The 22,274-nt window shown below is 52.0% G+C and carries 24 protein-coding genes and 1 pseudogene; 21 read left to right on the top strand and 4 right to left on the bottom strand.

The window, feature by feature from the left end; all coding sequences use genetic code 11:
* Positions 1–6 precede the first annotated feature (6 nt).
* A complete protein-coding gene (locus Q0X97_RS01615; protein WP_302065508.1) occupies positions 7–894 on the bottom strand; it encodes a LysR family transcriptional regulator in 888 nt (295 codons plus the stop codon).
* Positions 895–995: 101 nt separating this feature from the next.
* Here Q0X97_RS01615 and Q0X97_RS01610 point away from each other — a divergent pair, with 101 nt between their 5' ends.
* The 14 genes and pseudogenes from Q0X97_RS01610 (at position 996) to recR (ending at position 12,496) form a co-directional block, all read left to right on the top strand.
* Positions 996–1,406 (top strand): DoxX family protein, encoded by a 411-nt coding sequence (locus tag Q0X97_RS01610; protein ID WP_302065507.1) that lies wholly within the window; start codon positions 996–998, stop codon positions 1,404–1,406.
* A 70-nt stretch (positions 1,407–1,476) separates the two neighbouring features.
* Positions 1,477–2,082 carry a nitroreductase family protein gene (locus tag Q0X97_RS01605; protein ID WP_302065526.1) on the top strand — a complete coding sequence of 202 codons (606 nt, stop codon included), beginning with the start codon at positions 1,477–1,479 and terminating at the stop codon, positions 2,080–2,082.
* A 207-nt stretch (positions 2,083–2,289) separates the two neighbouring features.
* A pseudogene (locus tag Q0X97_RS01600) lies at positions 2,290–2,963 on the top strand (dioxygenase).
* Positions 2,964–3,101: 138 nt separating this feature from the next.
* Entirely contained in the window at positions 3,102–3,248 is a 147-nt protein-coding gene (locus Q0X97_RS01595) for a cupin domain-containing protein (RefSeq protein ID WP_302065506.1), read from the top strand.
* 62 nt (positions 3,249–3,310) lie between these two features.
* A complete protein-coding gene (locus tag Q0X97_RS01590) occupies positions 3,311–3,562 on the top strand; it encodes an MliC family protein (protein WP_302065525.1) in 252 nt (83 codons plus the stop codon).
* 566 nt (positions 3,563–4,128) lie between these two features.
* Entirely contained in the window at positions 4,129–5,688 is a 1,560-nt protein-coding gene (gene narH / locus Q0X97_RS01585; protein ID WP_302065505.1) for a nitrate reductase subunit beta, read from the top strand.
* Positions 5,688–6,356, top strand: coding sequence for a nitrate reductase molybdenum cofactor assembly chaperone (gene narJ / locus Q0X97_RS01580; protein ID WP_085362530.1), 669 nt, complete (start codon positions 5,688–5,690; stop codon positions 6,354–6,356). The genes narH and narJ overlap by 1 nt, the downstream gene beginning before the upstream one ends.
* Before the next feature lie 2 nt (positions 6,357–6,358).
* A complete protein-coding gene (narI, locus tag Q0X97_RS01575; protein ID WP_199903430.1) occupies positions 6,359–7,042 on the top strand; it encodes a respiratory nitrate reductase subunit gamma in 684 nt (227 codons plus the stop codon).
* Positions 7,043–7,320: 278 nt separating this feature from the next.
* Positions 7,321–7,905, top strand: coding sequence for an aminodeoxychorismate/anthranilate synthase component II (locus Q0X97_RS01570; RefSeq protein WP_302065504.1), 585 nt, complete (start codon positions 7,321–7,323; stop codon positions 7,903–7,905).
* 98 nt (positions 7,906–8,003) lie between these two features.
* Positions 8,004–9,038, top strand: coding sequence for an anthranilate phosphoribosyltransferase (gene trpD, locus Q0X97_RS01565; protein WP_302067658.1), 1,035 nt, complete (start codon positions 8,004–8,006; stop codon positions 9,036–9,038).
* A 391-nt stretch (positions 9,039–9,429) separates the two neighbouring features.
* On the top strand, positions 9,430–9,696 hold the full coding sequence (locus Q0X97_RS01560; protein ID WP_302065502.1) for a FeoA family protein: 267 nt from the start codon (positions 9,430–9,432) through the stop codon (positions 9,694–9,696).
* A 67-nt stretch (positions 9,697–9,763) separates the two neighbouring features.
* Positions 9,764–11,626 (top strand): ferrous iron transporter B, encoded by a 1,863-nt coding sequence (locus tag Q0X97_RS01555; RefSeq protein ID WP_302065501.1) that lies wholly within the window; start codon positions 9,764–9,766, stop codon positions 11,624–11,626.
* Positions 11,626–11,772 (top strand): FeoB-associated Cys-rich membrane protein, encoded by a 147-nt coding sequence (locus Q0X97_RS01550; protein WP_302065500.1) that lies wholly within the window; start codon positions 11,626–11,628, stop codon positions 11,770–11,772. Before Q0X97_RS01555 ends, Q0X97_RS01550 begins: the two co-directional genes overlap by 1 nt.
* Positions 11,773–11,890: 118 nt before the next feature.
* The gene (gene recR / locus Q0X97_RS01545; protein ID WP_302065499.1) at positions 11,891–12,496 is read left to right on the top strand and encodes a recombination mediator RecR; all 606 of its coding nucleotides are present in this window, start codon (positions 11,891–11,893) and stop codon (positions 12,494–12,496) included.
* Positions 12,497–12,569: 73 nt separating this feature from the next.
* Here the strand turns inward: recR and Q0X97_RS01540 are convergent, their stop codons facing one another.
* A complete protein-coding gene (locus Q0X97_RS01540; RefSeq protein ID WP_302065498.1) occupies positions 12,570–13,913 on the bottom strand; it encodes a DEAD/DEAH box helicase in 1,344 nt (447 codons plus the stop codon).
* 360 nt (positions 13,914–14,273) lie between these two features.
* On the opposite strand from Q0X97_RS01540, the gene Q0X97_RS01535 reads away from it, so the two are divergent.
* The 6 genes from Q0X97_RS01535 to Q0X97_RS01510 all read left to right on the top strand — a co-directional run bounded on the left by Q0X97_RS01535 (position 14,274) and on the right by Q0X97_RS01510 (position 18,995).
* The gene (locus tag Q0X97_RS01535; RefSeq protein ID WP_302065497.1) at positions 14,274–14,675 is read left to right on the top strand and encodes a glycosyl transferase; all 402 of its coding nucleotides are present in this window, start codon (positions 14,274–14,276) and stop codon (positions 14,673–14,675) included.
* A gap of 27 nt (positions 14,676–14,702) precedes the next feature.
* Positions 14,703–15,650: a class I SAM-dependent methyltransferase gene (locus Q0X97_RS01530; RefSeq protein ID WP_302065496.1), complete on the top strand. Its 948-nt coding sequence runs from the start codon at positions 14,703–14,705 to the stop codon at positions 15,648–15,650.
* A 40-nt stretch (positions 15,651–15,690) separates the two neighbouring features.
* Complete coding sequence (locus Q0X97_RS01525; protein ID WP_302065495.1) at positions 15,691–15,915, top strand: methionine-binding protein; 225 nt, start codon at positions 15,691–15,693, stop codon at positions 15,913–15,915.
* Between the two features lie 65 nt (positions 15,916–15,980).
* The gene (locus Q0X97_RS01520; protein ID WP_302065494.1) at positions 15,981–16,502 is read left to right on the top strand and encodes a ricin-type beta-trefoil lectin domain protein; all 522 of its coding nucleotides are present in this window, start codon (positions 15,981–15,983) and stop codon (positions 16,500–16,502) included.
* Between the two features lie 67 nt (positions 16,503–16,569).
* Positions 16,570–17,835 (top strand): GntP family permease, encoded by a 1,266-nt coding sequence (locus tag Q0X97_RS01515; RefSeq protein ID WP_302065493.1) that lies wholly within the window; start codon positions 16,570–16,572, stop codon positions 17,833–17,835.
* 17 nt (positions 17,836–17,852) lie between these two features.
* Entirely contained in the window at positions 17,853–18,995 is a 1,143-nt protein-coding gene (locus Q0X97_RS01510) for a glycerate kinase (RefSeq protein ID WP_302065492.1), read from the top strand.
* A 115-nt stretch (positions 18,996–19,110) separates the two neighbouring features.
* Here the strand turns inward: Q0X97_RS01510 and Q0X97_RS01505 are convergent, their stop codons facing one another.
* Positions 19,111–20,409 (bottom strand): adenylosuccinate synthase, encoded by a 1,299-nt coding sequence (locus tag Q0X97_RS01505; RefSeq protein ID WP_244741697.1) that lies wholly within the window; start codon positions 20,407–20,409, stop codon positions 19,111–19,113.
* A 13-nt stretch (positions 20,410–20,422) separates the two neighbouring features.
* Entirely contained in the window at positions 20,423–21,580 is a 1,158-nt protein-coding gene (locus Q0X97_RS01500; protein WP_302065491.1) for an ATP phosphoribosyltransferase regulatory subunit, read from the bottom strand.
* Positions 21,581–22,048: 468 nt separating this feature from the next.
* Between Q0X97_RS01500 and Q0X97_RS01495 the strand changes: the two genes are divergently transcribed.
* Positions 22,049–22,183, top strand: a complete 135-nt coding sequence (locus tag Q0X97_RS01495) for a DUF3149 domain-containing protein (RefSeq protein ID WP_085389731.1) — start codon at positions 22,049–22,051, stop codon at positions 22,181–22,183.
* Positions 22,184–22,274: the final 91 nt, after the last annotated feature.

Raw genomic sequence — 22,274 nt, 5'->3', positions numbered from 1 at the left:
TAATCATCACTCCTTAACCTTCTCACTCAAAAAATCAATAAAACTCCTCACCTTCGCACTCAAAAACGCACGATCCACATAAGCGGCATAAAGTTTTGCCGTCAGGAAACGGTAGTCGGGCAGCAGGCGCACTACTCTGCCGGCGATTAGGTCTTCGCAGGCGCACCATTCGGGTTGGAAACCGATGCCGGCACCTGCGCGGATCAGGCTGCCTATCATCAAAGTATTGTCGCTGTAAACGGTGGATGTTAATTCGAGCAGGCTCTGTTCGCCGCTGTGTTTATGTTGGATTTCTATACGGCTTATATTGGTGTAAGAGGGCAAAATGGCGAGATGCCGTGCGACTTCTTCAGGAGTTTGCGGCACGCCGTTACGCCGCAGGTAATCGGGGGAAGCAAGTAAAAGGAACTCGATATCGGCCAATGGTTTGACAATCAACGACGGATTGGGGTCGTTGGAAACGCGCAGGGCGAGGTCGAAACCGTCGGCGATGAGGTCGGTATGGCGGTTGCTGAGCACCAAATCGAGCGCTACTTCGGGATAGCGTTGCGTGTATTCGCTGATCCAGCGGCTGATGCGCGGATTGGCGAACCATTGCGGCATGGTAATACGCAGAATGCCTTGCGGTTTTTCGGTTACGCCGGCGGCTTTCTGGGCGGCGGTTTCGAGGGTTTCGAGGGCGTGGCAGCACTGGCGGTAGTATTCTTTGCCGGTTTCGGTGAGGTGGAGGTTGCGGCTGTTGCGGTGTAAGAGCTTGGCTTGGAGGGTGCTTTCCAAATGGTTCACATGCTTGCTGGCCATGGCGTTGGAAATGCCTAAGTGTTCGGCGGCACGGGTAAAGCTGCCGTTTTCGACTACTTGGCGGAAGACTTTGAGGCTGAACAGGGTATCCATGATTTCTTAATAGGAAATGATTTTTCAATAAAACGAGTATATATCCATGAAAAGAGAATATCTATACTGCGCTCGTTTTTTTAACCACACGAGTAATCAAGATGACGAATTCCTGTAACCGCCTAGCCCGTTTCCAACCTGTTTTATTATCGGTTCTCCGCATCACTTCGGCCTATATGTTTATGCTGCACGGTACGGCGAAGCTGTTTGCGCTGCCGCACCTCGAAATGTTCGACGGCTTGCAACTTATGTCGATTTACGGTTTGGCCGGCATTCTTGAAGTATTCGGCGGTTTGTTCTTGCTGCTGGGTTTGTTTACCCGTCCGGTAGCGTTTGTTTTGTCCGGCCAAATGGCTGTGGCCTATTTTATGGCACATGCCGCCCAAATACCTTTGCTGCCGTTGATGAACGGCGGTGAAGCGGCGGCCCTGTTCTGCTTTATTTTCCTGTATATCGCAGCGGCAGGCGGCGGTGCTTGGGCCTTGGATAATAAATTCAACAAGGCAGCATAACGACTGCCTGAGAATATCTGACAAAAAAACTTTAATAATTTTCCATTTATCTTTCTATAAGGAAACTATGATGACTTATACGACTATTCAAAAAGCTGCTGAAACCCGCCGCTCCGTTTACGCTTTAAACAAAAACCTGCCTCTGCCTGCTGCCGAAGTGGCCGAGATTATCAAGCATGCCGTGCTGCACACGCCTTCGTCGTTCAATTCACAATCTACCCGTGTGGTGGTGCTGTTCGGTGCGGAACACGAAAAGCTGTGGCAATTTGCCGAAGATGCCTTGCGCGCCATCGTACCCGCCGAAAACTTCGAGCCGACCAAGCAAAAGCTGGATATGTTTAAAGCCGCAGCCGGTTCGGTGCTGTTTTTTGAAGACCAAAACGTCGTAAAAGGCTTGCAGGAACGCTTCCCCAGCTATGCCGACAATTTCCCTATCTGGGCGGAACACGCCGATGCCATGCACCAATACGCAGTATGGACCACGCTCGCCGCTGCCGGTATCGGCGCCAACCTGCAACACTACAACCCGCTGATTGACAACGCCGTTGCCCAAGAATGGTCGGTTCCCGCCAATTGGACATTGCGTGCGCAAATGGTGTTCGGCGGCATTGATGCACCTGCGGGTGAGAAAACATTCGAGCCGCTGGAAGGCCGTCTGAAAGTATTCGGCCTGTAAGCCGTTCGATTGATTATGCCTGTCTGAAACGGGTTAAGGGTTGGCTGTGCCAACACCTTATAGTCAATCAGATTATTTTTAATACAAGGCAGCAAGCCGAAGACAGTACAAGTAGTACGGCAAGGCACAGCAACGCAGTAGTAAAAATAATCTGATTGGCTATAGTTATCCGTTTTCAGACAGGCATCGTTACATTTCAATAGCCCTATGAACAAAACCCCCGCCCTATTTCTCGGCCATGGCAGCCCGATGAACGTTATCGAAGCGGATAATCCGTTTACCCGAGGCTTCAGGCAGGTTGCGGCGCAGTTTCCCAAGCCCCGCGCCATACTGATGATTTCTGCCCACTGGTACTTGCTGCCGAAGTGCAGCGTTTGCTCGCGCCCGAACCGGTATCCGTCGATATGCAGCGGGGTTTCGACCACGGCACATGGGGTGTACTCAAGCCTCTCTATCCCGAAGCCGACATTCCCGTCGTGCAACTGAGCCTGAACCGAAATCAACCCGCCGAATGGCATTTCGCATTGGCGCAAAAGCTCAAGCCCTTGCGCGAACAAGGCGTGTTGATTGTCGGCAGCGGCAATATCGTTCACAACCTGCGCACCATCAGCTTTGCCCATATCCGCCAAGCGGGTGCGGCTTACGAATGGGCGGAAACCTTCCGCCGCGACATCAACCAAGCCATTTTGAATCGGGATAACGAAACCTTGACCCACTACCTGCGTTTGGGCGAAGCTGCCGCTTTATCCGTGCCCACGCCCGAACATTACCTGCCCCTGCTCTACATCATGGCGTTGCGTGATGAAGAAGATGAAGTCAAGCTGTTCAATGACGAGATTGTCGGCGGTTCGTTAAGCATGACTTCGGTGTTGCTGGGATAAACTTTTCACTTATTCTTTGAATCAATGGCTTATGCTTTTTTCAGACGGCCTCAGCTACATAGGCCGTCTGAAAATCCCACATGAGGGTGCTTTGTAAATATCCCCGCCGCCCCGCCGAAAGAACAAGATATTTGACTGGTGCTGCAAGGCTATGCCGAACTGCCAGACGACGAAAACAGCAGCCGAATAATCGGCGCGGGCAAAAGCATCGTGATCGATTCCGGCCTGACACACCGCGTGCAAAATAACGGAACGGAAGATTGCGTGCCGGTTTCCGTGGAATAATACCGATGAGGGATTTCGAGGCGGTTTAAACAAATGCCTGCCTGAAAAGGTTTTAAACAGACATTTGCGACAACGGCTATAAAGTTTTTGTGAACTATAAAAGCGCCGACAATATCGTGGTCAGCTTTAACAACGGCAAAGATACGTTTATCGTTCCCGCCCATCGCGCTCCGGCCGCATCGGGTGAATATTATGCGAATGATGCCAATACCTTAAGATGGCATGAGAAAAACGGTACGGCCGTGCTCACTTACCCTGACAGCAATTACCGAACCAGCCGCAAACTTTTGGAAACAACTTGCCGCCCGCGCTAACCTGCCCCCCCCTCAAAAGGCCGTCTGAAAACTTTCAGACGGCCTTTTAGATCAAGATCGTTAACAAAACAATCATCCGATGATGCCAAAATGCCCGCTGTTGAAATCTTTAACTACTTGGTAGATTTCGGCTGTCGGCACGATAGATTCGGCGTACGTTGTGCATGATATTTCCTCTTGATAAACCTAGGCAGTGTCGTCATGATACTACCTGATTACTTCAATCTTATTATTTATTCATATCCGCGGCCGCCTGAAAAAAATTAAGATTTCAGACGGCCTCTTCCTGCTTTTCCCGACAGGCATGCAAACCGACTGCCTTTCAAATACTCCCAAAGTATTACTTCCATTCACTCTTTCAGCTAACCCGTCCCCCCTATTTTGCCGCCGTTTCTTACGCTTTCTAGGCATACTTTTCTTGCCCGCGCTCCTTTAAACTTTTACCTGTCAAAAATCTTTATAAAACAAACTTTACCGCTACCGCCCCATCATTTAACGGCTATTTTTCAGACGGCCTGCCGCTACTGGAGAGGCCGTCTGAAAACCAAACCAAAAGGAACACTACCATGAAAATCAGAGCACAAGTCGGCATGGTTCTGAACTTAGACAAATGTATCGGCTGCCACACCTGCTCCGTTACCTGTAAAAACGTCTGGACTTCGCGCGACGGCGTGGAATATGTGTGGTTCAACAACGTGGAAACCAAGCCCGGCATCGGTTTTCCGAAAAACTGGGAAGACCAAAACAAATGGAACGGCGGCTGGGTGCGCAAGCCTGACGGCAAGCTGGTGCCGAAGCAAGGCGGTAAGTTGAAGATTTTGGCGAATATTTTTGCCAACCCGAATATGCCGAAAATTGACGACTACTACGAACCGTTCACCTACGATTACGAGCATCTGCAAAACGCGCCGAAAATGAAAACGCCGCCAACCGCGCGTCCGGTTTCTGTGCTCACCGGCAAAAAAATGGACAAAGTGGAATGGGGTCCGAACTGGGAAGACGATTTGGCGGGTGAGTTTGAGAAACGGGCGAAAGACGTGCTGTTTGAAGGCATTCAGAAAGACATGCACGCTGCGTTTGAGCAAACCTTCATGATGTATCTGCCGCGCTTGTGCGAGCATTGTTTGAACCCGACCTGCGTGGCTTCCTGCCCGTCCGGCAGCATTTATAAACGCGAAGACGACGGTATCGTGTTGATCGACCAAGACAAATGCCGCGGCTGGCGTATGTGCGTATCCGGCTGCCCCTACAAAAAAATCTACTACAACTGGACTTCCGGTAAAGCGGAGAAATGCGTGTTCTGCTATCCGCGTATTGAAGCCGGCGAGCCGACCGTGTGTTCCGAAACCTGCGTAGGCCGCATCCGTTATTTGGGCGTGCTGCTGTACGACGCGGATAAAATCGAACAAGCCGCTTCGGTGGAAAACCCGCAGGATTTGTACGAACAGCAACTTGGTGTGTTTCTGAACCCGCATGATCCCGAAGTGCAGCGCGAAGCCTTGAAACAAGGCATCAGCCAAAGCTGGATTGATGCGGCGAAACAATCGCCGGTGTACAAAATGGCGATGGAATGGAAAGTGGCGTTCCCGCTGCACCCCGAATACCGCACCTTGCCGATGGTTTGGTATATCCCGCCACTTTCGCCGATTCAATCTGCCATCGAAAACGGTTTGGTGGGCGAAAACGGCATCATCCCGAGCGTGGACGAAATGCGCATCCCGCTGAAATATCTGGCCAACCTGCTCACTGCGGGCAAAGTCGAGCCGATCAAATTCGCGCTGGAACGCATGATTGCCATGCGCCGTTTCAAACGCGGGCAGGTGGTTCACGGCGAAACGCTGGCGCAAACGCTGGAAGGCACCGGACTCACGCCCGAGATGGTGGAAGACATGTATCAAATCATGGCGATTGCCAATTATGAAGACCGCTTTGTGATTCCGACTTCGCACAAAGAAATGGTGGAAAACAGCTTCGGCGACAAAGCCGGCTGCGGCTTTACCTTCGGCAACGGCTGCTCCGGCGGCAGCAGCGAAGAGAGCTTGTTCGGCAAACGCAAAGGCGCGCCGATTATCTTCCACGGCCTGCGCAAAGATGCCGAGAAAAACCGTGAAGAAGGAGTACGCTGATGAGTGCGAATCCTGTTTACAAATGGTTTTCCGCGCTGCTGTGCTACCCCGAAGCCGAGCTGATCGGAGCCCTGTCTGAATTTCAGACGGCCTTACAAGAATGGCCCGAGTTGCAAACACAAGCAGGCCGTCTGAACAGCTTTTTAGACTATTTAAACAGCCACAGCCTGCGCGAATTGCAGGAAAACTACGTCGCCACTTTCGACCGCAACCGCAACCATGCGCTCTACATTTTCGAGCATGTGTACGGTGAAGACCGCGACCGCGGAAGCGCCATGGTGGACTTGCTGCAAGAATACCGCAACCACGGTTTCGAGTTGGGCAACGATGAGCTGCCCGATTACCTGCCCGTATTGCTGGAATACCTGAGCCAAGTGCCGCCCGAACACGCGCAAAAACTGTTGGGCGATGCCGTGCATGTGATCGCCCACATCGGCGGCAAACTTGAGAAAAACGGTTCGCCCTATGCCGTGCTGCTACAAGGCATCACAGCCCTCAGCCCGGTAGCACCGCAGCCCCTCATCGAGCCGCCCGTGCGCGATATGGACGAAGCGATGGAAACGTTCGGCCCCGATATTTCCGGCACCGAGCCGCTGCTGAAACCGAGCGTCGAAACCGTACAGTTTTATCCTAAAGCCGCTTTTCAGACGGCCCAAACAGGAGCATAAACATGAATACCCTGCACCAATTCTTCTTCGGCATCTTCCCCTACATTGCCCTCGCGATTTTCTTTTTCGGCAGCCTCGTGCGCTTCGACCGCGAGCAATATTCGTGGAAAAGCGAATCCAGCCAAATCCTTTACGAAGGCCAATTGCGCTTGGGTAACATTCTGTTTCACGTCGGCATCTTGGCCGTGTTTTTCGGGCATTTGTTCGGCCTGCTCACGCCTTTATGGTTTTGGGACGCGCTGGGCGTTTCCCACGGTGCCAAGCAAATTTTCGCGATGGTAATGGGCGGCATCTTCGGCGTGATGGCGATGGCGGGCTTGATTATCCTGCTGCAACGCCGTCTGAAATGCGACCGCTTGGCCGCCAACACCACGTGGCGCGACAAACTGGTATTGATTTGGCTCATCATCACCTTAGGCTTGGGCTTGCTGACCATCTTCGTGAGCATGGGCCATACCGACGGCCACGAAATGGTGAAACTGATGACTTGGGCGCAGCACATCGTTACCTTCCGCGGTGAAGCCGCCGGCCATATCGAAGACGTGAACTTCCTGTTCAAACTGCATATGGTGATGGGCATGGGTTTGTTTGTGATTTTCCCGTTCACCCGCTTGGTACATGTGTGGAGCGGCTTCGCCAGCGTTGCCTATCTCGGCCGCGCATGGCAGTTGGTTCGCCGCCGTTAACAAAGTGAATATTTAAGAGGCCGTCTGAAAGCATTTTCAGACGGCCTCTTCCTCTTTTGGATTGAAACGCCCTTGCTATGCAGCTCTCATCTGTTGACCTTTTCCGCACACTAAGCACGGGCAGTATCACGTTATCCGCAAAAGCAAATTTACAACCGACGAAGAAATGTAGGCATTTATCAATGGTGTCGAAAATCTAAACACCGCCCGCTAATGCCGTTATAATCCTTTTCTTTCAGACGGCCTTTGCCCCCACATACCATACAGGTTTATCCATCATGCTTCTAATGATCGACAATTACGACAGCTTCACCTACAACATCGTCCAATATTTTGCCGAACTCGGCCAAGAGGTTGTGGTGCGCCGCAACGACGACATCACTTTGGAAGAAATCGCCGCCCTCAAACCGCAATATCTCGTTATCGGCCCCGGCCCCTGCTCGCCCAAAGAAGCGGGGATTTCCGTGGCGGCCATGCGGCACTTCGCCGGCAAGCTGCCGATTATGGGTATTTGTTTGGGACACCAAACCATAGGCGAAGCGTTCGGCGGCAATATCGTGCGGGCGCAAACGCTGATGCACGGCAAGGTTTCGCCGGTGTTCCACCGCGATTCGGGCATGTTTAAAGGTTTACCGAACCCCGTTACCTGCACCCGTTACCACAGCTTGGTTATCGACCGCGCTACCCTGCCCGATTGCTTGGACATTATGGCATGGACGGAAGACGGCGAAATCATGGGCGTGCGCCACAAAACCCATGCCGTTGAAGGCGTGCAGTTCCACCCCGAAGCCCTGCTTACCGAACACGGCCATGAAATGCTGGATAACTTCCTGAAAGAGTTCCAACATTTCCAAGCGGCTTAATCTTTTATTACAGGCCGTCTGAAAACAGGCGCGGCGCATTTTCCACCAAGCCGGAAATTTCAGACGGCTTCAATCCTACATACAAAGGCGGAATACCGATGATTACACCACAGCAAGCCCTTGCCCGATTGATTGACAACAACGAGCTTTTCTATGACGAAATGACCGACTTGATGCGCCAGATTATGCGCGGCGAAGTTGCGCCGGAGCTGGTAGCAGCCATTCTTACCGGCCTGCGCATCAAAGTGGAAAGCGTATCCGAAATCGCCGCCGCCGCCGGTGTGATGCGCGAATTTGCCGCCGGCGTGCCGGTGTTGAACAAGCATAATCTGGTGGACATCGTCGGTACGGGCGGCGACGGGGCGCACACTTTCAATATCTCCAGCACTGCCATGTTTGTCGCGGCGGTAGCAGGTGCGAAGGTGGCCAAACACGGCGGGCGTTCGGTTTCCTCTTCAAGCGGTTCCGCCGACATCATCGAGCAGATGGGTGCGTCGCTGGATTTATCGCCCGAGCAAGTGGGCCAATGCATCGAAAACGTCGGCATCGGTTTTATGTTCGCCCCCAACCATCACAGCAGCATGCGCTATGTGGCTCCCGTGCGCAAAAGCCTCGGCATCCGCACCATCTTCAACATTCTCGGCCCGCTCACCAATCCTGCCGCCGCCCCCAACCAACTGCTCGGTGTGTTTCATATCGACTTGGTCGGCATTCTTGCCCGCGTGCTGCAACAACTTGGTTCGCAACATGTTTTGGTGGTGCACGGCAGCGACGGCTTGGACGAAATCACCATCACGGGCGCATCCCGCGTGGCCGAACTGAAAAACGGCTCCATTAGCGAATACGACATCCACCCCGAACAATTCGGCATTGCCGTGCGCAAGAATCTGGATGAAATCAAAGTGCAAAACAGCCAAGAATCGCTGCTCAAAATGCAGAGCGTCTTAAACGGCGAACACGGTGCGGCCCGCGACATCGTGCTGCTTAATTCCGCCGCCGCCATTTACGCCGCCAACCTCACCGATTCCCTTTCAGACGGCCTCGAAGCGGCCCGCGAAGCGCTTGATTCGGGCAAAGCCAAAGCGAAACAGGCCGAATTTATCGCCGCCAGCCGGAAACTGGCCGAAGGATAACGGCAGGCCGTCTGAAAAATTTGCCACTCCGCAAAACCGTGCCGCTTGTTTTCAGACGGCATCGATACGGACGAATCGGCGCGTTCCGGTGCCACCTGCTTCGAAATCCCATTGCATCGGTAAGCGTGGTTTTATGAGATGCCCCATTGCCTCGAGAAAACAATGGCATATCTGACTTAGCTCAAAAAAACGCCAAATAAGCCCGAAAGGCCGTCTGAAACCTTTTTCAGACGGCCTTCGTCCGATTGCAGCCCTGCATGAAAAAGACTAATATAAATAACAGATAGATATAAATAAAAACTAATACTATTTCATACTGTCAAAACGATATCACGTCTTAAACTCAACTTCATGTTTGTCAAAACAACACAATAAAGAAGGTAGGTTTATTATGTCCGTAGTACCACTATCCCAACTGCGCCGAGGTGCCCGAGCGCATATCGATTCGATTCATCCCAACCCCTTATTCGGCGAGCTTGATCCGGTTGTCAGCCGCCGTTTGGCCGATTTAGGTTTCTCAAACGGCATGCCCTTAACCGTTATCGCCATCGGCTTGCTCGGCAAAGGCCCTTATGCGGTGAGATTGGGCAACCAATCGCAATTTTCTCTGCGGCTGGCCGAAGCTCAAAAAATCCTCTGCCACGTTACTGCCGATTAAATTCGGGTGAATAAAAATATTTTCAGACGGCCTCAGGCAACTGAAGACCGTCTATGGGAGATTCAAAATGGATTTGAGTTATTTCGCACTCGTAGGCTTGCCGAACTGCGGCAAGACCGTCCTTTTTAACGGGCTTACCGGCTCGAATGCCAAAGTTGCCAACTACCCCGGGGTAACGGTGGATCAGCGCGAAGGCGTTTTTCTCGACGATAAAAGCATTCACATCATCGACCTGCCCGGCACATACAGTTTGCGTACGACCAGTATCGACGAAACCGTGGCACGCGACGTTACCATAGGCAAACTCGGCCACCGCCCCGATGCGATTATCGCCGTGGCCGACGCAACCAATCTGCGCATGACTCTGCGTATGCTTCTCGAATTGAAAACCTTGAACCTGCCGATGATCGTTTCGCTGAACATGAGCGATGTGGCCTGTTCGCGCGGCCTGAAAATCGACGCGGCAAAATTGAGCGAATTGTTAAGCGTGCCGGTGCTCGAAACGGCCGCCGTCCGCAGCGACAGCATTCGTGCCGTGCGCGAAGCCGTTGCCAAACTGCCGCGCCACAATACCCATCCGCTGGATTCCGACGTTGCCTTGAAAAATTTGGAAGCTCTCGACAGTAACGAGCTGTATGCCGAAGCGGAAAAAATACTCAAGCAAGTCGTCCGCACGGAAATGAACCTGCCGGAATGGCACCGCCGCTTGGATGCACTGGTGCTGCACCGTTTCTGGGGCATCGTTATTCTCTTTATTATCTTACTTTTGATTTTTCAGGCCGTTTACTCATGGGCCGAGCCGCTGATGGATACGATAGAAGGCGCGTTCGGTTCGCTGGGAGAATGGGTAGCGGCCACCCTACCGGAAGGCGTGCTGCAAGATTTGCTGGTAAACGGTGTGATTGCGGGTATCGGCAGCGTGTTGGTGTTTCTGCCGCAAATCGCGATTTTGTTCGCCTTTATTCTACTGTTGGAAGACTCGGGTTATCTGCCTCGCGCCGCTTTCCTGTTGGATAACCTGCTCGCGAAAAGCGGTTTGTCGGGCCGGGCTTTCATTCCGTTGCTGTCCAGCTTCGCCTGTGCCGTGCCTGCGGTGATGTCGGCACGTACGATTCAAGACCCGCGCGAACGTTTGGTAACGATTGCCATCGCCCCCATGCTGACTTGCTCCGCCCGTCTGCCGGTTTATGCCTTGATTATCGCAGCCGTTATCCCCGAAAGAACCGTTTTGGGCGTATTCAACCTGCAAGGGCTGACGCTCTTCGGCCTGTATGTTGCCGGTATCGCATCGGCCGGCTTAACCGCTTATGTGATGAAATTGTTTGCACGCCGCAAAGGTAAAGTGCAGTACTTCCCTCTGTTGATGGAATTGCCCACTTTCCGTATGCCGAACTTCAAACACATCCTCATCAGCCTGTGGGACCGCGTCAAAGCCTTCTTAGTACGCGCCGGTACGGTTATTTTCGCCATGAGTGTGATTTTGTGGGTATTGGTCAGCTTCCCAGCCGCCCCCGAGGGCGCGGCAGGCGCGGCGATTGATTACAGCTTTGCAGGTAAAATCGGCCACTTGATACAGCCTTTGTTTGCCCCGCTGGGCTTCACTTGGGAAATGTGCATCGCCATGATTCCGGGGATGGCGGCACGCGAAGTGGTGGTTGCCGCACTCGGCACGGTGTATGCGGTAGGAGCCGGTTCCGAAGAAGCCGTCGAAAACGCCCTGATTCCTTTGGTGCACAACAACTGGGGCTTGCCGACCGCTTTCGCCTTCTTGGCATGGTACGTATACGCCCCGATGTGCTTGGCCACGCTCGCCGTGATCAAGCGCGAAACGAAATCCACTTACCATACCCTGCTGATTACCGGCTATCTGTTTGCACTAGCTTATATCTTTGCCCTTGTGGTTTATCAAATCGCTTCGAGGATTATGTGATGGAACAATATATTATCGTCGGCATCATCGTTGTCTTGTGCGTGCTCTACATATTGCGCAAATTCGTTTTCAAATCCAAAGCGGCACGTAACAGCGCATGCGGCGGTTGCGACCGTTGCAGCGGCAAAAGCGGCGGTTGCCACTGAACGTTTGAGTCTTGCGAAGAGGCCGTCTGAAAACATTTGGCCGGATCCACGGTTTTCAGACGGCCTGTTATATTCTTCGGCTATAATGCCGCTTTATCTTAATCAGGCCGTCTGAAACATGTCTAAGAAGCCCGATGCTTTCAACCGTTTGATCAATGCCTTGAAAATCCTGCCCAACGTCGGCCCCAAATCCGCCCAACGCATGGCTTACCAGCTTTTGCAGCACAACCGCGACGGCGCGCAGGAATTGTCCGCCGCCCTGCAAAACGCCCTCAAACACGTACAACATTGCACCCGCTGCAACACGTTTTGCGAAACAGAGCTTTGCGATATTTGCGCCGACGGCGAACGGGATTCCCGTCGTCTGATGATTGTGCACATGCCCGCCGACGTAGCCGGCATGGAAGCCGCCAACTGCCACGACGGTTTGTATTTTGTGCTCATGGGGCAGGTCAACCCCGTTCAAGGCATGGATTTAAACCATATCGCCTTGGAAAAACTGGTGGCATGCCTGCAAAACAGCGACGTGGAAGAAATCATCATCGCCACCAACTTCACCGCAGAAGGCGATGCCACCGCCTATGTGCTGGCGGAGCTGTTTAAAAACCTGCCCTACAAAGTGAGCCGTCTAGCGCGCGGTATTCCGCTGGGCGGAGAATTGGAATACGTAGATGCGGGCACATTGGCGCAAGCCGTTTACGAACGCCGCCTGCTGAAAGAATAACGCCTATATACGAAAAGGCCGTCTGAAAAACTGGTTGAACAGTGTTTTCAGACGGCCTTTTGCCTATTTGAAATCAGCTCCGTTTCGGCGCACGCTCCGTTTTACCGAAACCGCCCTTACCTGCCGGTTTTTTCTTTCCTTTAAAACCTTCGCCTTTGGGTTTGCCGCCGCCGAACTTTTTATCTCCGAATTTCTTGTCGCCGAACTTACGGTCGCCTTTCGCACCCCAGCCGCCTTTGCCTTTGGGCTTGCCTGTGCCGGCTTTGCTGCGTTTGCGCGTCGGTTCCATGCCTTCGACAGTCATTTCGGGCAGTTTGCGGCCGATGTATTTCTCGATTTTGTGCACTTTAACGTATTCGTTCACTTCCGCAAACGTAACCGCCAAACCGGTTCGGCCCGCACGACCGGTACGGCCGATACGGTGAACGTAATCTTCGGCCTGTTTCGGCAAATCATAATTGATAACGTGCGTAATAGTCGGCACATCAATACCGCGGGCGGCCACATCGGTGGCCACCAGAATTTTACAGCGACCTTTACGCAAATCCATCAGCGTGCGGTTACGCCAACCTTGCGGCATATCACCGTGCAGACAGTTGGCGGCAAAACCTTTTTCATACAGATCGTCGGCCAGTTGTTCGCTCATCACTTTGGTCGAAGTGAAAATCACGCATTGGTCGATATTGGCATCACGCAAAATATGGTCCAACAAGCGGTTTTTGTGGCGCATATCGTCGCAATACAAAAGCTGCTCTTCAATTTTGCCCTGATCGTCCACCCGCTCGATTTCAATCACTTCGGGGTTTTTAGTCAATTTGCGTGCCAATTTGCCGACTGCGCCGTCCCAAGTGGCGGAAAACAGCAGGGTTTGGCGGTCTTCCGGGGTGGCGGCCACGATGGTTTCGATGTCGTCGATAAAGCCCATATCAAGCATACGGTCGGCTTCGTCGAGCACCAGCACTTCCAAGCGGTCGAAATCCACTTTGCCGCTGTCCATCAGATCCATCAAACGGCCCGGCGTGGCCACAATCAAGTCAACCGGCTTGCCCAAGGCGCGGATTTGATAACTGAAAGACGCACCGCCGACAATGCTCACAGTGCGGAACCATTTCATATTCTGGGCATAAATTTGGGCGTTTTTTTCCACTTGCGCGGCAAGTTCGCGGGTGGGTGTCAATACTAACGCGCGCGGGCCTTTACCCGGTTTTTCACTGCGTTTGATCAGGCGTTGCAGAGTGGGCAGCAAAAAAGCGGCGGTTTTACCCGAACCGGTTTGTGCCGAAGCCATGATGTCGCGTTGTGCCAAAGCATGCGGCACGGCTTGTACTTGAATGGGTGTGGGGGATTCGTAACCTGCGCTGTTCAAAGCGGATAAGATGTTTTTATCGAGGTTTAAATCGGTAAATTTTACAGACATGGTTTTCCAAAACGGACAACAAAACCTTCTGCCCGAATGATTTTCAGGCAGCCTTGAAGCAACAGAAAACGTATTTGTAGCAAAGAATTACGCAAGGTCGTCGCAAGCTCTCGGGCTTGTGGTTAACATCGACAACAACCTGCAAAATATGCTTAATATTCAGTAAAATAAGCAATCGGAAAGCTGTTTGGATCAGCTTGGATGGAAGTTGGCTGAAGACGATGGCTTCAAAAAAGACAAGAAGCGAATAATAAAGATTTACCGCAAAATGGTCAAGCATGAAAGAGTTAAGTACGGTAAAATGGCCGATTTGCAATCTCGGAAACCTGAAATGTGTTGTTTCCGAAGGAATATCCCGATATGAATCGTTTCAAATATATTTTTTCCCTTTTACTTGCCAGCACAATCATGCTGTTATTAAACGGGTGCGGCAGGTCTGAAACCTACCGCGGCACTTGGAAGGCTATGGATACGAATAATGTTCCGATGGAAATCGTGTTTGAAGAAAAACAGTTTACTCTGTCTGACCTTCAAAAAAATACGAAAAAAACCTACCGGTACAGCCAAAATACAATCCAATACGAAAACGGTAAACACCGGTATGGAATTCAGGTGGAAAATGGTGCCAATTTCAGTATCGCCTTCCCTTTTCAAAACGATGAGGAATGCGCCATGCTGATTGCTCCCGACAACACCGTCGTTATGACGCTGGACAGAACCAAGCATCTGCCCCTGAAAGATTTTTGGCAACTCAACCGATAGCCCGCCGAGGCCGTCTGAAAGCAAAGCATGACCGACATCTCTCCCTTTGCCAACCGTTTGGGCAAAAACATCAAGCACTATCTGAAATGGGCGCGCCGTAACCACATCGAAGCATGGCGCATGTATGACCGCGATATTCCCCAATTTCCTTTCGCCATAGATGTTTACGGCGATCAGGTTCACTTACAGGAATACGATACCGGCTGGCTGATGCAGCCGGAAGAATACAAAGCGTGGCTGGCCGACGTGCTGGAAGCGATTTCGTTCGTTACCGGATTCGCCCCCGAGCAAATTCATTTCAAACGCCGCGAACGCCAAAAGGGGGCGCAGCAGTATGAAAAAACCGGCAAACAAAGCGAAGATTTCATCATCACGGAAAACGGGCGCAAATTTTGGGTAAACTTGGATAAATACCTCGATACCGGCCTGTTTCTCGATCACCGCAATACTCGTAAGAAAGTCGGCGAAATGGCTTCGGACAAGCGTTTTCTGAATCTTTTTTCCTACACCGGCAGCTTTACCGTTTATGCGGCAACGGGCGGCGCGGTAAGCAGTGAGACGGTTGATTTGTCCAATACTTATCTGGACTGGGCCAAACGTAATTTTGAATTGAACCAAATAGATATAAACCGGCATCAAATCATAAGAGCCGACGTATTCCAATATCTTCAGACGGCCTCCGAACAAGGTAAACGGTTTGATTTGATAGTGATGGATCCGCCGAGTTTTTCTAACAGCAAAAAAATGCTCGACATTCTCGACATCCAGAGCGACCATACGCATTTGATCGACGGAGCAATGGGGCTGCTGGCTTCAGACGGCCTTTTGTTTTTCTCCAATAATCTGCGCAGCTTTGAATTGTGCGCAAGCGTGTTGGAAAAATATTCGGTAAAAGATGTTTCCAAACAATCGGTTCCCGATGATTTCCGCAACAAAAAAATCCACCGATGTTGGGAAATACGACACAACCCCTAATATTCAGGTGGCTTACGCCGATTTGGGAAATGTTAAAAACATGAAAACAGCTTTATCCATCATCAGCTTGCTGTTGCTTGGCGGCTGCATTTACGCGGAAACCCCCGACGGACGTATTGCCGTATTGGATTTACCGGTACAAAGCGAAACCACCGTCAACAAAAACGTTACCATCAACGCCCCGCCCGGCACGACGGTGATTTATAATGAAGTCCAACCCGTATCGACGGTTTACCCGCGCCAGCGTCGCTATTACCATTATTAACGGTTTTCAGACGGCCACCCAATCGGTTGCCGTCTGAAAGCCAGTTTTATCAGAAAGGAGCAATCATGAAATTGCAAAGTATTTTATTGATTCCAGCACTATTACTCGGAGGTTGTCTTTATGTGGGGCCAGACGGTCATCCCCGCGCCGATATAGATGACCGTTACCCCGAGCATCGACCCGATGGCCGCAAAAACGACGACCGTTCGTCCCGATTTCCGCAAGGCAGAACGGTGCTCATCGAAACCGATAGCGGCAAATGTCTCGACCGTGGCCGCGGCTCTTACAAAGGTCTCATCAGTTACAGCTGCCACGGCGAAAACAACCAACGGTTTACCATGTTGGGTCGCAGCATCCGCGTGGAAGGCCTATGTTTGGATGTGGCTAACGAAAAAGACGGCGACGGAGCGGAAGTTATCGCTTATAAATGCCATGGCGGCATCAACCAGCAATGGTATCGCGACGGTTACACCATCCGCAGCCGCATGAACGGAAAATGCTTGGATGCGGGCAAATACGGCAACCAAGTACGCATGCACCGTTGCGACGGCAGCCGCGACCAAGATTTCTACCTTATCAGACGTTAATTTTCAGACGGCCTCTTTTATTGGAGGCCGTTAATATTTTGACCGACCAACCGATTTATCCATCATCATGACCGATATTTCCATTTCCGCATTCGGTGCCATTGTCGCACTGCTTCTCGCCATCTTTCTGATATTGAAAAAAGTTTCTCCGGCTTACGGCATGATGATTGGCGCGCTTGTCGGGGGCTTGGCCGGCGGTGCAAGTTTGGGCGAAACCGTCGGGCTGATGATACAGGGCGCACAAGGCATTACCACGGCGGTGATGCGGATTCTCGCGGCGGGCGTATTGGCCGGCGTGCTGATTGAGTCGGGCGCGGCAACCGTTATTGCCGAAACCATCGTGAAAAAACTCGGCGAATCCCGTGCGCTACTGGCGTTGGCTTTGGCCGCGATGATGCTTACCGCCATCGGCGTTTTTGTCGATGTGGCGGTCATCACTACCGCTCCGGTGGCGCTGGCATTGGCCAAACGCGTCGCCCTTTCCAAACCGGCGGTGCTGTTGGCAATGATTGGCGGCGGCAAAGCGGGTAACATTATTTCGCCGAACCCGAATGCGATTGCCGCCGCCGATGCTTTCAATATTCCGCTTACTTCCGTGATGACGGCCGGCATGGTTCCCGCCGCTTTCGGGTTGGCACTTACCTATTTCTTAGCCAAGCATTTGAAAAATAAGGGAAGCCACGTTCAAGACGACACGACCGACACGGAAAATGCCGATAACCGGCCATCTTTCGCCTCAGCCGTTTCCGCCCCGCTCACAGCCATTTTCCTGCTCGCTCTGCGCCCGCTGGCCGGTATCTCCATCGACCCGCTGATTGCTCTGCCCGTCGGCGGTTTGGTCGGCGTATTATTAATGGGTCAAATCAAACACAGCAACCGCTATGCCGCCAGCGGTTTGGGCAAAATGGCTCCGGTGGCGGTGATGCTGCTCGGCACCGGTGCATTGGCGGGAATCATTACCCATTCAGGTTTGAAAAATCTACTGATTGACAGCCTAACCGCCTCCGGCCTGCCTTCCTACCTGCTTGCCCCTGTTTCCGGCATTTTGATGTCGTTGGCAACCGCCTCGACCACTGCAGGCACGGCAGTGGCTTCTGGTGTGTTCGGCGGCACATTAATCGAATTAGGCGTAAGCAGTATCGCCGGTGCCGCTATGATTCATGCCGGAGCAACCGTGCTCGACCATATGCCGCACGGTTCGTTTTTCCATGCCACGGGAGGCAGCGTGTATATGAATATGAAAGAGCGGTTGCTGCTGATTCCGTATGAAAGTTTGGTCGGTTTGTTGATGACCGTTGTTTCAACGCTGATGTTCGGCGTATTTAAATTTTAATTTTTTCAGACGGCCTTATGAAAATCGTTATCGCCCCCGACTCCTTCAAAGAAAGCCTTTCCGCCTTGCAAGCCGCCGAAGCCATCGAAGCAGGCTTTAGAAAAGTGCTGCCGGATGCCGAATATGTGAAAGTGCCGATGGCAGACGGCGGCGAAGGCACGGTGCAATCGTTAGTGGATGCCACACAAGGCCGTTTGGTGGAAACGGAAGTTACCGCCCCTTTGGGGAATCCGATCAAAGCGGCATTCGGCATCTCCGGCGACGGGCAAACCGCCGTCATCGAAATGGCCGCCGCGTCCGGTTTGCATTTGGTGCCGCCTTCCCAACGCAATCCCTTGAAAACCACCAGCTACGGCACAGGAGAGCTCATTCAGGCCGCCTTAAAACACGGAGTCGGCAAGATTATTCTAGGTATAGGCGGAAGCGCCACCAACGACGGCGGTGCCGGAATGCTTCAGGCTTTAGGTGTAAAGTTGCTTGATGAAAACAATCGCGCCATCGGCTTTGGTGGCGGCAATCTGCATCGGCTTGCCCGCATTGATTTGGCCGAATCGGAAGGCCGTCTGAAAAACATCACCCTCGAAGTGGCCTGCGATGTGGATAATCCTTTATGCGGCAGTTTCGGAGCCTCGGCCGTATTCGGCCCGCAAAAAGGCGCAACGCCCCAAATGGTGGCTGATTTAGACCGCGCCTTGCGCCACTTTGCCAAAATCGTCAAACGCGACACGGGCGCAGACATCCTCACCCTTGCCGGTGCGGGGGCGGCGGGCGGCATGGGCGGCGGTTTATTGGTATTGCCCAATGTGGTTTTGAAGTCAGGCGTGCAAATCGTTACGGAAACCGTGAAACTTGCCGAAATTTTGCGCGATGCCGATTTGGTTATCACCGGCGAAGGCCGTATGGATGCCCAAAGCATTCGCGGCAAAACCCCGATCGGCGTGGCCAAAACCGCCAAAGTATACGGCAAACCCGTTGTCGCTTTGGTCGGTTGTTTGGGTGATGGTTACGAAGCGGTATACGGATACGGAATCGATGCCGTATTCCCGATTCTCCGCAACAGCGGCAGCTTGGCCGATGCTTTGGCAAACGGCTATGAAAATTTACTTTCTGCCGCACAAAATGCAGCCAGATTATATTGCTTGGCTAAGCAAAATTGCTGATATAGCGAAATTCCGATAACCGATATAAAGACAACAAACTGCAAACAAATAAACGAGGCCGTCTGAAAACTTGGTTTCAGACGGCCTCGTTATGACCTATCTATTGCTCGCCTTATTAAGCAAACGGATGCTGCAACACAATAGTTTCTTCACGGTCGGGGCCGGTGGAAACAATCGCTACCGGCGCGCCGCACACTTCTTCAATGCGCTTTAAATACGCTTTGGCATTGGCGGGCAGCTTGTCGAACTCTTTCACGCCGAAAGTGGATTCCGTCCAACCCGGCATGGTTTCGTAAATCGGTGTGCAGCCTTCCACCGCATCTGCGCCGAAAGGCAGGATGTCGGTTTTGCTGCCGTCGGGCAGTTGGTAGCCGGTACAGATTTTGATTTCTTCAATGCCGTCCATCACGTCAAGTTTGGTGATGCACATGCCCGAAATGCCGTTCACTTGAATGGAACGTTTCAAGGCGGCGGCATCAAACCAACCGCAACGGCGGGCGCGACCGGTTACCGAGCCGAATTCATGTCCGCGCTTGGCCAAGCCTGCGCCGATGTCGTCAAACAATTCGGTGGGGAACGGGCCGGAACCTACGCGCGTAGTGTAGGCTTTCACGATACCCAACACATAATTCAACATTTGCGGCGGCACACCGGCCCCTGCGGAAGCGGCTCCGGCCAAGCAGTTGGAAGAAGTTACGAAAGGATACGTGCCGTAGTCGATGTCCAGCAAAGTACCTTGTGCGCCTTCAAACAGCAGCTTTTCGCCTTTTTGGTTTTTCTCGTAAAGCGTGCGCGACACATCGCTGATCATAGGCTTGATGCGGCCTGCAAATTTCTCAACCACAGCCAACACGTCTTCAAATTTAACCGGCTCGGCTTTATGCAGGTGTTGCAACTGAACATTGTAGTATTCGATATTTGACTGCAATTTGGCTTTCAGTTGTTCAATGTCGAACAGGTCAACCATGCGGATGGCGCGGCGGGCGACTTTGTCTTCGTAAGCCGGGCCGATGCCGCGTCCGGTCGTGCCGATTTTACCGCTGCCGCGAGAGGCTTCACGGGCTTGGTCGAGGGCGATGTGGTAAGGCAGAATCAAAGTAGCGGTAGGGGCGATTTTCAGACGGCCTTCTACGTTTTTCACACCGGCTGCATTTAATTCGTCAATCTCGCCCAACAAGGCCTCGGGGCTGACCACAACGCCGGAGCCGATAAAGCATTCCAATTTTTCGTGCAAAATGCCGCTCGGAATCAAGCGCAGAATGGTTTTCTTACCGCCGACAACCAGCGTATGACCCGCATTGTGGCCGCCTTGGAAGCGCACCACACCGGCGGTTTCTTCCGCCAGCCAATCTACGATTTTGCCTTTGCCTTCGTCGCCCCACTGTGCGCCGATTACTACTACATTTTTAGCCATAATATCTAACCTGTTAAATTTCTGTTTCCATAATCTGCCAATCGCCGCCCTGCTTTTTCAGACGGCGTTTCGTCTGCTTCGTGCCGTTGTGTTCGACACCATAATCGATCACAACGCAATGTCCTTCGGCACGAAGCCGTTCAATCGCTTCCTGCGCCGCCGCCACATCTTGATGCGCCACGGCAATAAAAGAGGTTTGTTCGCTGTGCGGCAAACGCCCGATAAACATACGCAAATCAAAGCTGAAGCCGGTTGCGGGGCGGGCACGGCCGAAATATTTGCCCAAGCCGTCATAACGTCCGCCGCGCGCCACCGCATCGTGGCAGTCGCTGCCGTAAGCCGCATACAGCAAGCCGGTGTGGTAGTTGTCCACGCGTAATTCGGATAAATCGATATGAATGCTTCTTTGCGGGAAAGCATCGCAAACCGCTTGCAGTTCGTCCAATGCTTTGCCGACTGCAAACAAATCGGGCAAACGGCTACGCGCCTCTTGCAGCACTTCGCGACCGCCGTACAAAGTCGGCAGCAAAGCAAACGCTTTCGCCCACATGCCGTCAAGCTGCCATGCTTCGACTTGGTTGCGAACCGCCGCGGCATCTTTATCCTGCATCAAGGCCAACAATTGCTCTGCCTGCGCTTCATTCAAACCCGCCGCATCAGCCAAGGCACGGAATACGCCGATGTGCCCCAACGACAACAAAATATCGCCGAATTCGGCAATGCTTACGCTTTTCAGCATCAAATCAATCAGTTCGATATCTGCCGCTATGTCTGCAAAGCCGTAAAGCTCCGCCCCCACCTGCAAAGGCTCGCGGGTGTTCAAAAAACCGTCCGGACGGGCGTGCAGCACCGAACCTGCATAACACAAGCGGTTGATGCCGTTGTTGGCCGACAAAAGATGGGCATCAATGCGCGCCACCTGCGGCGTGATGTCGGCACGGATACCGAGCTGCCTGCCGCTGAGTTGATCGACGACGCGGATGGTCTTCAGCGACAAACCCGCGTCGATGCGGGTAAGCAGGGAATGGCTGTATTCCATCAGCGGCGGATGCACCAATTCATATCCGTGTACACGGAATAAAGCCAACAGCTTTTCCCGCGCACTCTCAAGCTGGCGCGCGGTGGAAGGCAAGATGTCGGCAATGTGTTCGGGTAACTGCCAAGACTGCATGAAACTCTTTCCGTAAACATAATGAAGGCTGTTTAAGCTTAAAATCGGGCAGGCAGCTTCAAATACTGCACCGTATTTGCACTCACCGGATTTTAAATTTAAACAGCCCTTTATGGCAGCCTAAACTGCCGAGTTATTAAAATCAGACTTTAACATAAAAAAACAATTAGTGCAGTCTGTTTTTTGATCAAGGTATTACTGCTTCTTTATACGCTCTAGAAAATAAGGATGGAATATAAATGAATGACTTTAAGTGGGCTCTGATTGCAGTATAGATATAGACGATAAGGCATGGCCGAACAACATGCCAAAGAACTAAGGCGTGATGGTAAATCGGTTTTTTATCTGCATATTTGCAAAATTATACAGAAAAGTTATTAACCTTGACTTGAATCAAAGTTGCATATCTGATTTTGTCCAATAATCGCACTTAAATAATTTCAAAATCAAAATTAAGGGAACACGTTGATGGAACTTTTAAACGAATTATTTAAATCGCCCATCGGTATTTTATCTTTCATAACTATCATGTTTGTGATGGTTATTGCTACATTTTTATTTTTCTGGGTAAAAAAACAAACCGATAAAAACCCTGAAAATTGATTTATTTGTTATTTTCATTGTTTTATCTCTTTCCTCTTGATGTGTGTGTGTTTGGGTGTGGCCGCGTGCCACCCCTTTTTTTTGCTGCAAT

The organism is Neisseria sp. MVDL19-042950, assembly GCF_030504625.1.
In the GTDB taxonomy this organism is placed as follows: domain Bacteria; phylum Pseudomonadota; class Gammaproteobacteria; order Burkholderiales; family Neisseriaceae; genus Neisseria.
Note: the sequence above shows the minus strand (reverse complement) of the source record. Positions and strands in the feature narration are given on the sequence as shown.

Bases quoted from the DNA above. Each gene is read 5' to 3' on its own strand.
- Q0X97_RS01615 (WP_302065508.1), bottom strand. From the start codon at position 894: ATGGATACCCTGTTCAGCCTCAAAGTCTTCCGCCAAGTAGTCGAAAAC.
- Q0X97_RS01610 (WP_302065507.1), top strand. From the start codon at position 996: ATGACGAATTCCTGTAACCGCCTAGCCCGTTTCCAACCTGTTTTATTA.
- Q0X97_RS01605 (WP_302065526.1), top strand. From the start codon at position 1,477: ATGACTTATACGACTATTCAAAAAGCTGCTGAAACCCGCCGCTCCGTT.
- narH (WP_302065505.1), top strand. From the start codon at position 4,129: ATGAAAATCAGAGCACAAGTCGGCATGGTTCTGAACTTAGACAAATGT.
- narJ (WP_085362530.1), top strand. From the start codon at position 5,688: ATGAGTGCGAATCCTGTTTACAAATGGTTTTCCGCGCTGCTGTGCTAC.
- narI (WP_199903430.1), top strand. From the start codon at position 6,359: ATGAATACCCTGCACCAATTCTTCTTCGGCATCTTCCCCTACATTGCC.
- Q0X97_RS01570 (WP_302065504.1), top strand. From the start codon at position 7,321: ATGCTTCTAATGATCGACAATTACGACAGCTTCACCTACAACATCGTC.
- trpD (WP_302067658.1), top strand. From the start codon at position 8,004: ATGATTACACCACAGCAAGCCCTTGCCCGATTGATTGACAACAACGAG.
- Q0X97_RS01560 (WP_302065502.1), top strand. From the start codon at position 9,430: ATGTCCGTAGTACCACTATCCCAACTGCGCCGAGGTGCCCGAGCGCAT.
- Q0X97_RS01555 (WP_302065501.1), top strand. From the start codon at position 9,764: ATGGATTTGAGTTATTTCGCACTCGTAGGCTTGCCGAACTGCGGCAAG.
- Q0X97_RS01550 (WP_302065500.1), top strand. From the start codon at position 11,626: ATGGAACAATATATTATCGTCGGCATCATCGTTGTCTTGTGCGTGCTC.
- recR (WP_302065499.1), top strand. From the start codon at position 11,891: ATGTCTAAGAAGCCCGATGCTTTCAACCGTTTGATCAATGCCTTGAAA.
- Q0X97_RS01540 (WP_302065498.1), bottom strand. From the start codon at position 13,913: ATGTCTGTAAAATTTACCGATTTAAACCTCGATAAAAACATCTTATCC.
- Q0X97_RS01535 (WP_302065497.1), top strand. From the start codon at position 14,274: ATGAATCGTTTCAAATATATTTTTTCCCTTTTACTTGCCAGCACAATC.
- Q0X97_RS01530 (WP_302065496.1), top strand. From the start codon at position 14,703: ATGACCGACATCTCTCCCTTTGCCAACCGTTTGGGCAAAAACATCAAG.
- Q0X97_RS01525 (WP_302065495.1), top strand. From the start codon at position 15,691: ATGAAAACAGCTTTATCCATCATCAGCTTGCTGTTGCTTGGCGGCTGC.
- Q0X97_RS01520 (WP_302065494.1), top strand. From the start codon at position 15,981: ATGAAATTGCAAAGTATTTTATTGATTCCAGCACTATTACTCGGAGGT.
- Q0X97_RS01515 (WP_302065493.1), top strand. From the start codon at position 16,570: ATGACCGATATTTCCATTTCCGCATTCGGTGCCATTGTCGCACTGCTT.
- Q0X97_RS01510 (WP_302065492.1), top strand. From the start codon at position 17,853: ATGAAAATCGTTATCGCCCCCGACTCCTTCAAAGAAAGCCTTTCCGCC.
- Q0X97_RS01505 (WP_244741697.1), bottom strand. From the start codon at position 20,409: ATGGCTAAAAATGTAGTAGTAATCGGCGCACAGTGGGGCGACGAAGGC.
- Q0X97_RS01500 (WP_302065491.1), bottom strand. From the start codon at position 21,580: ATGCAGTCTTGGCAGTTACCCGAACACATTGCCGACATCTTGCCTTCC.
- Q0X97_RS01495 (WP_085389731.1), top strand. From the start codon at position 22,049: ATGGAACTTTTAAACGAATTATTTAAATCGCCCATCGGTATTTTATCT.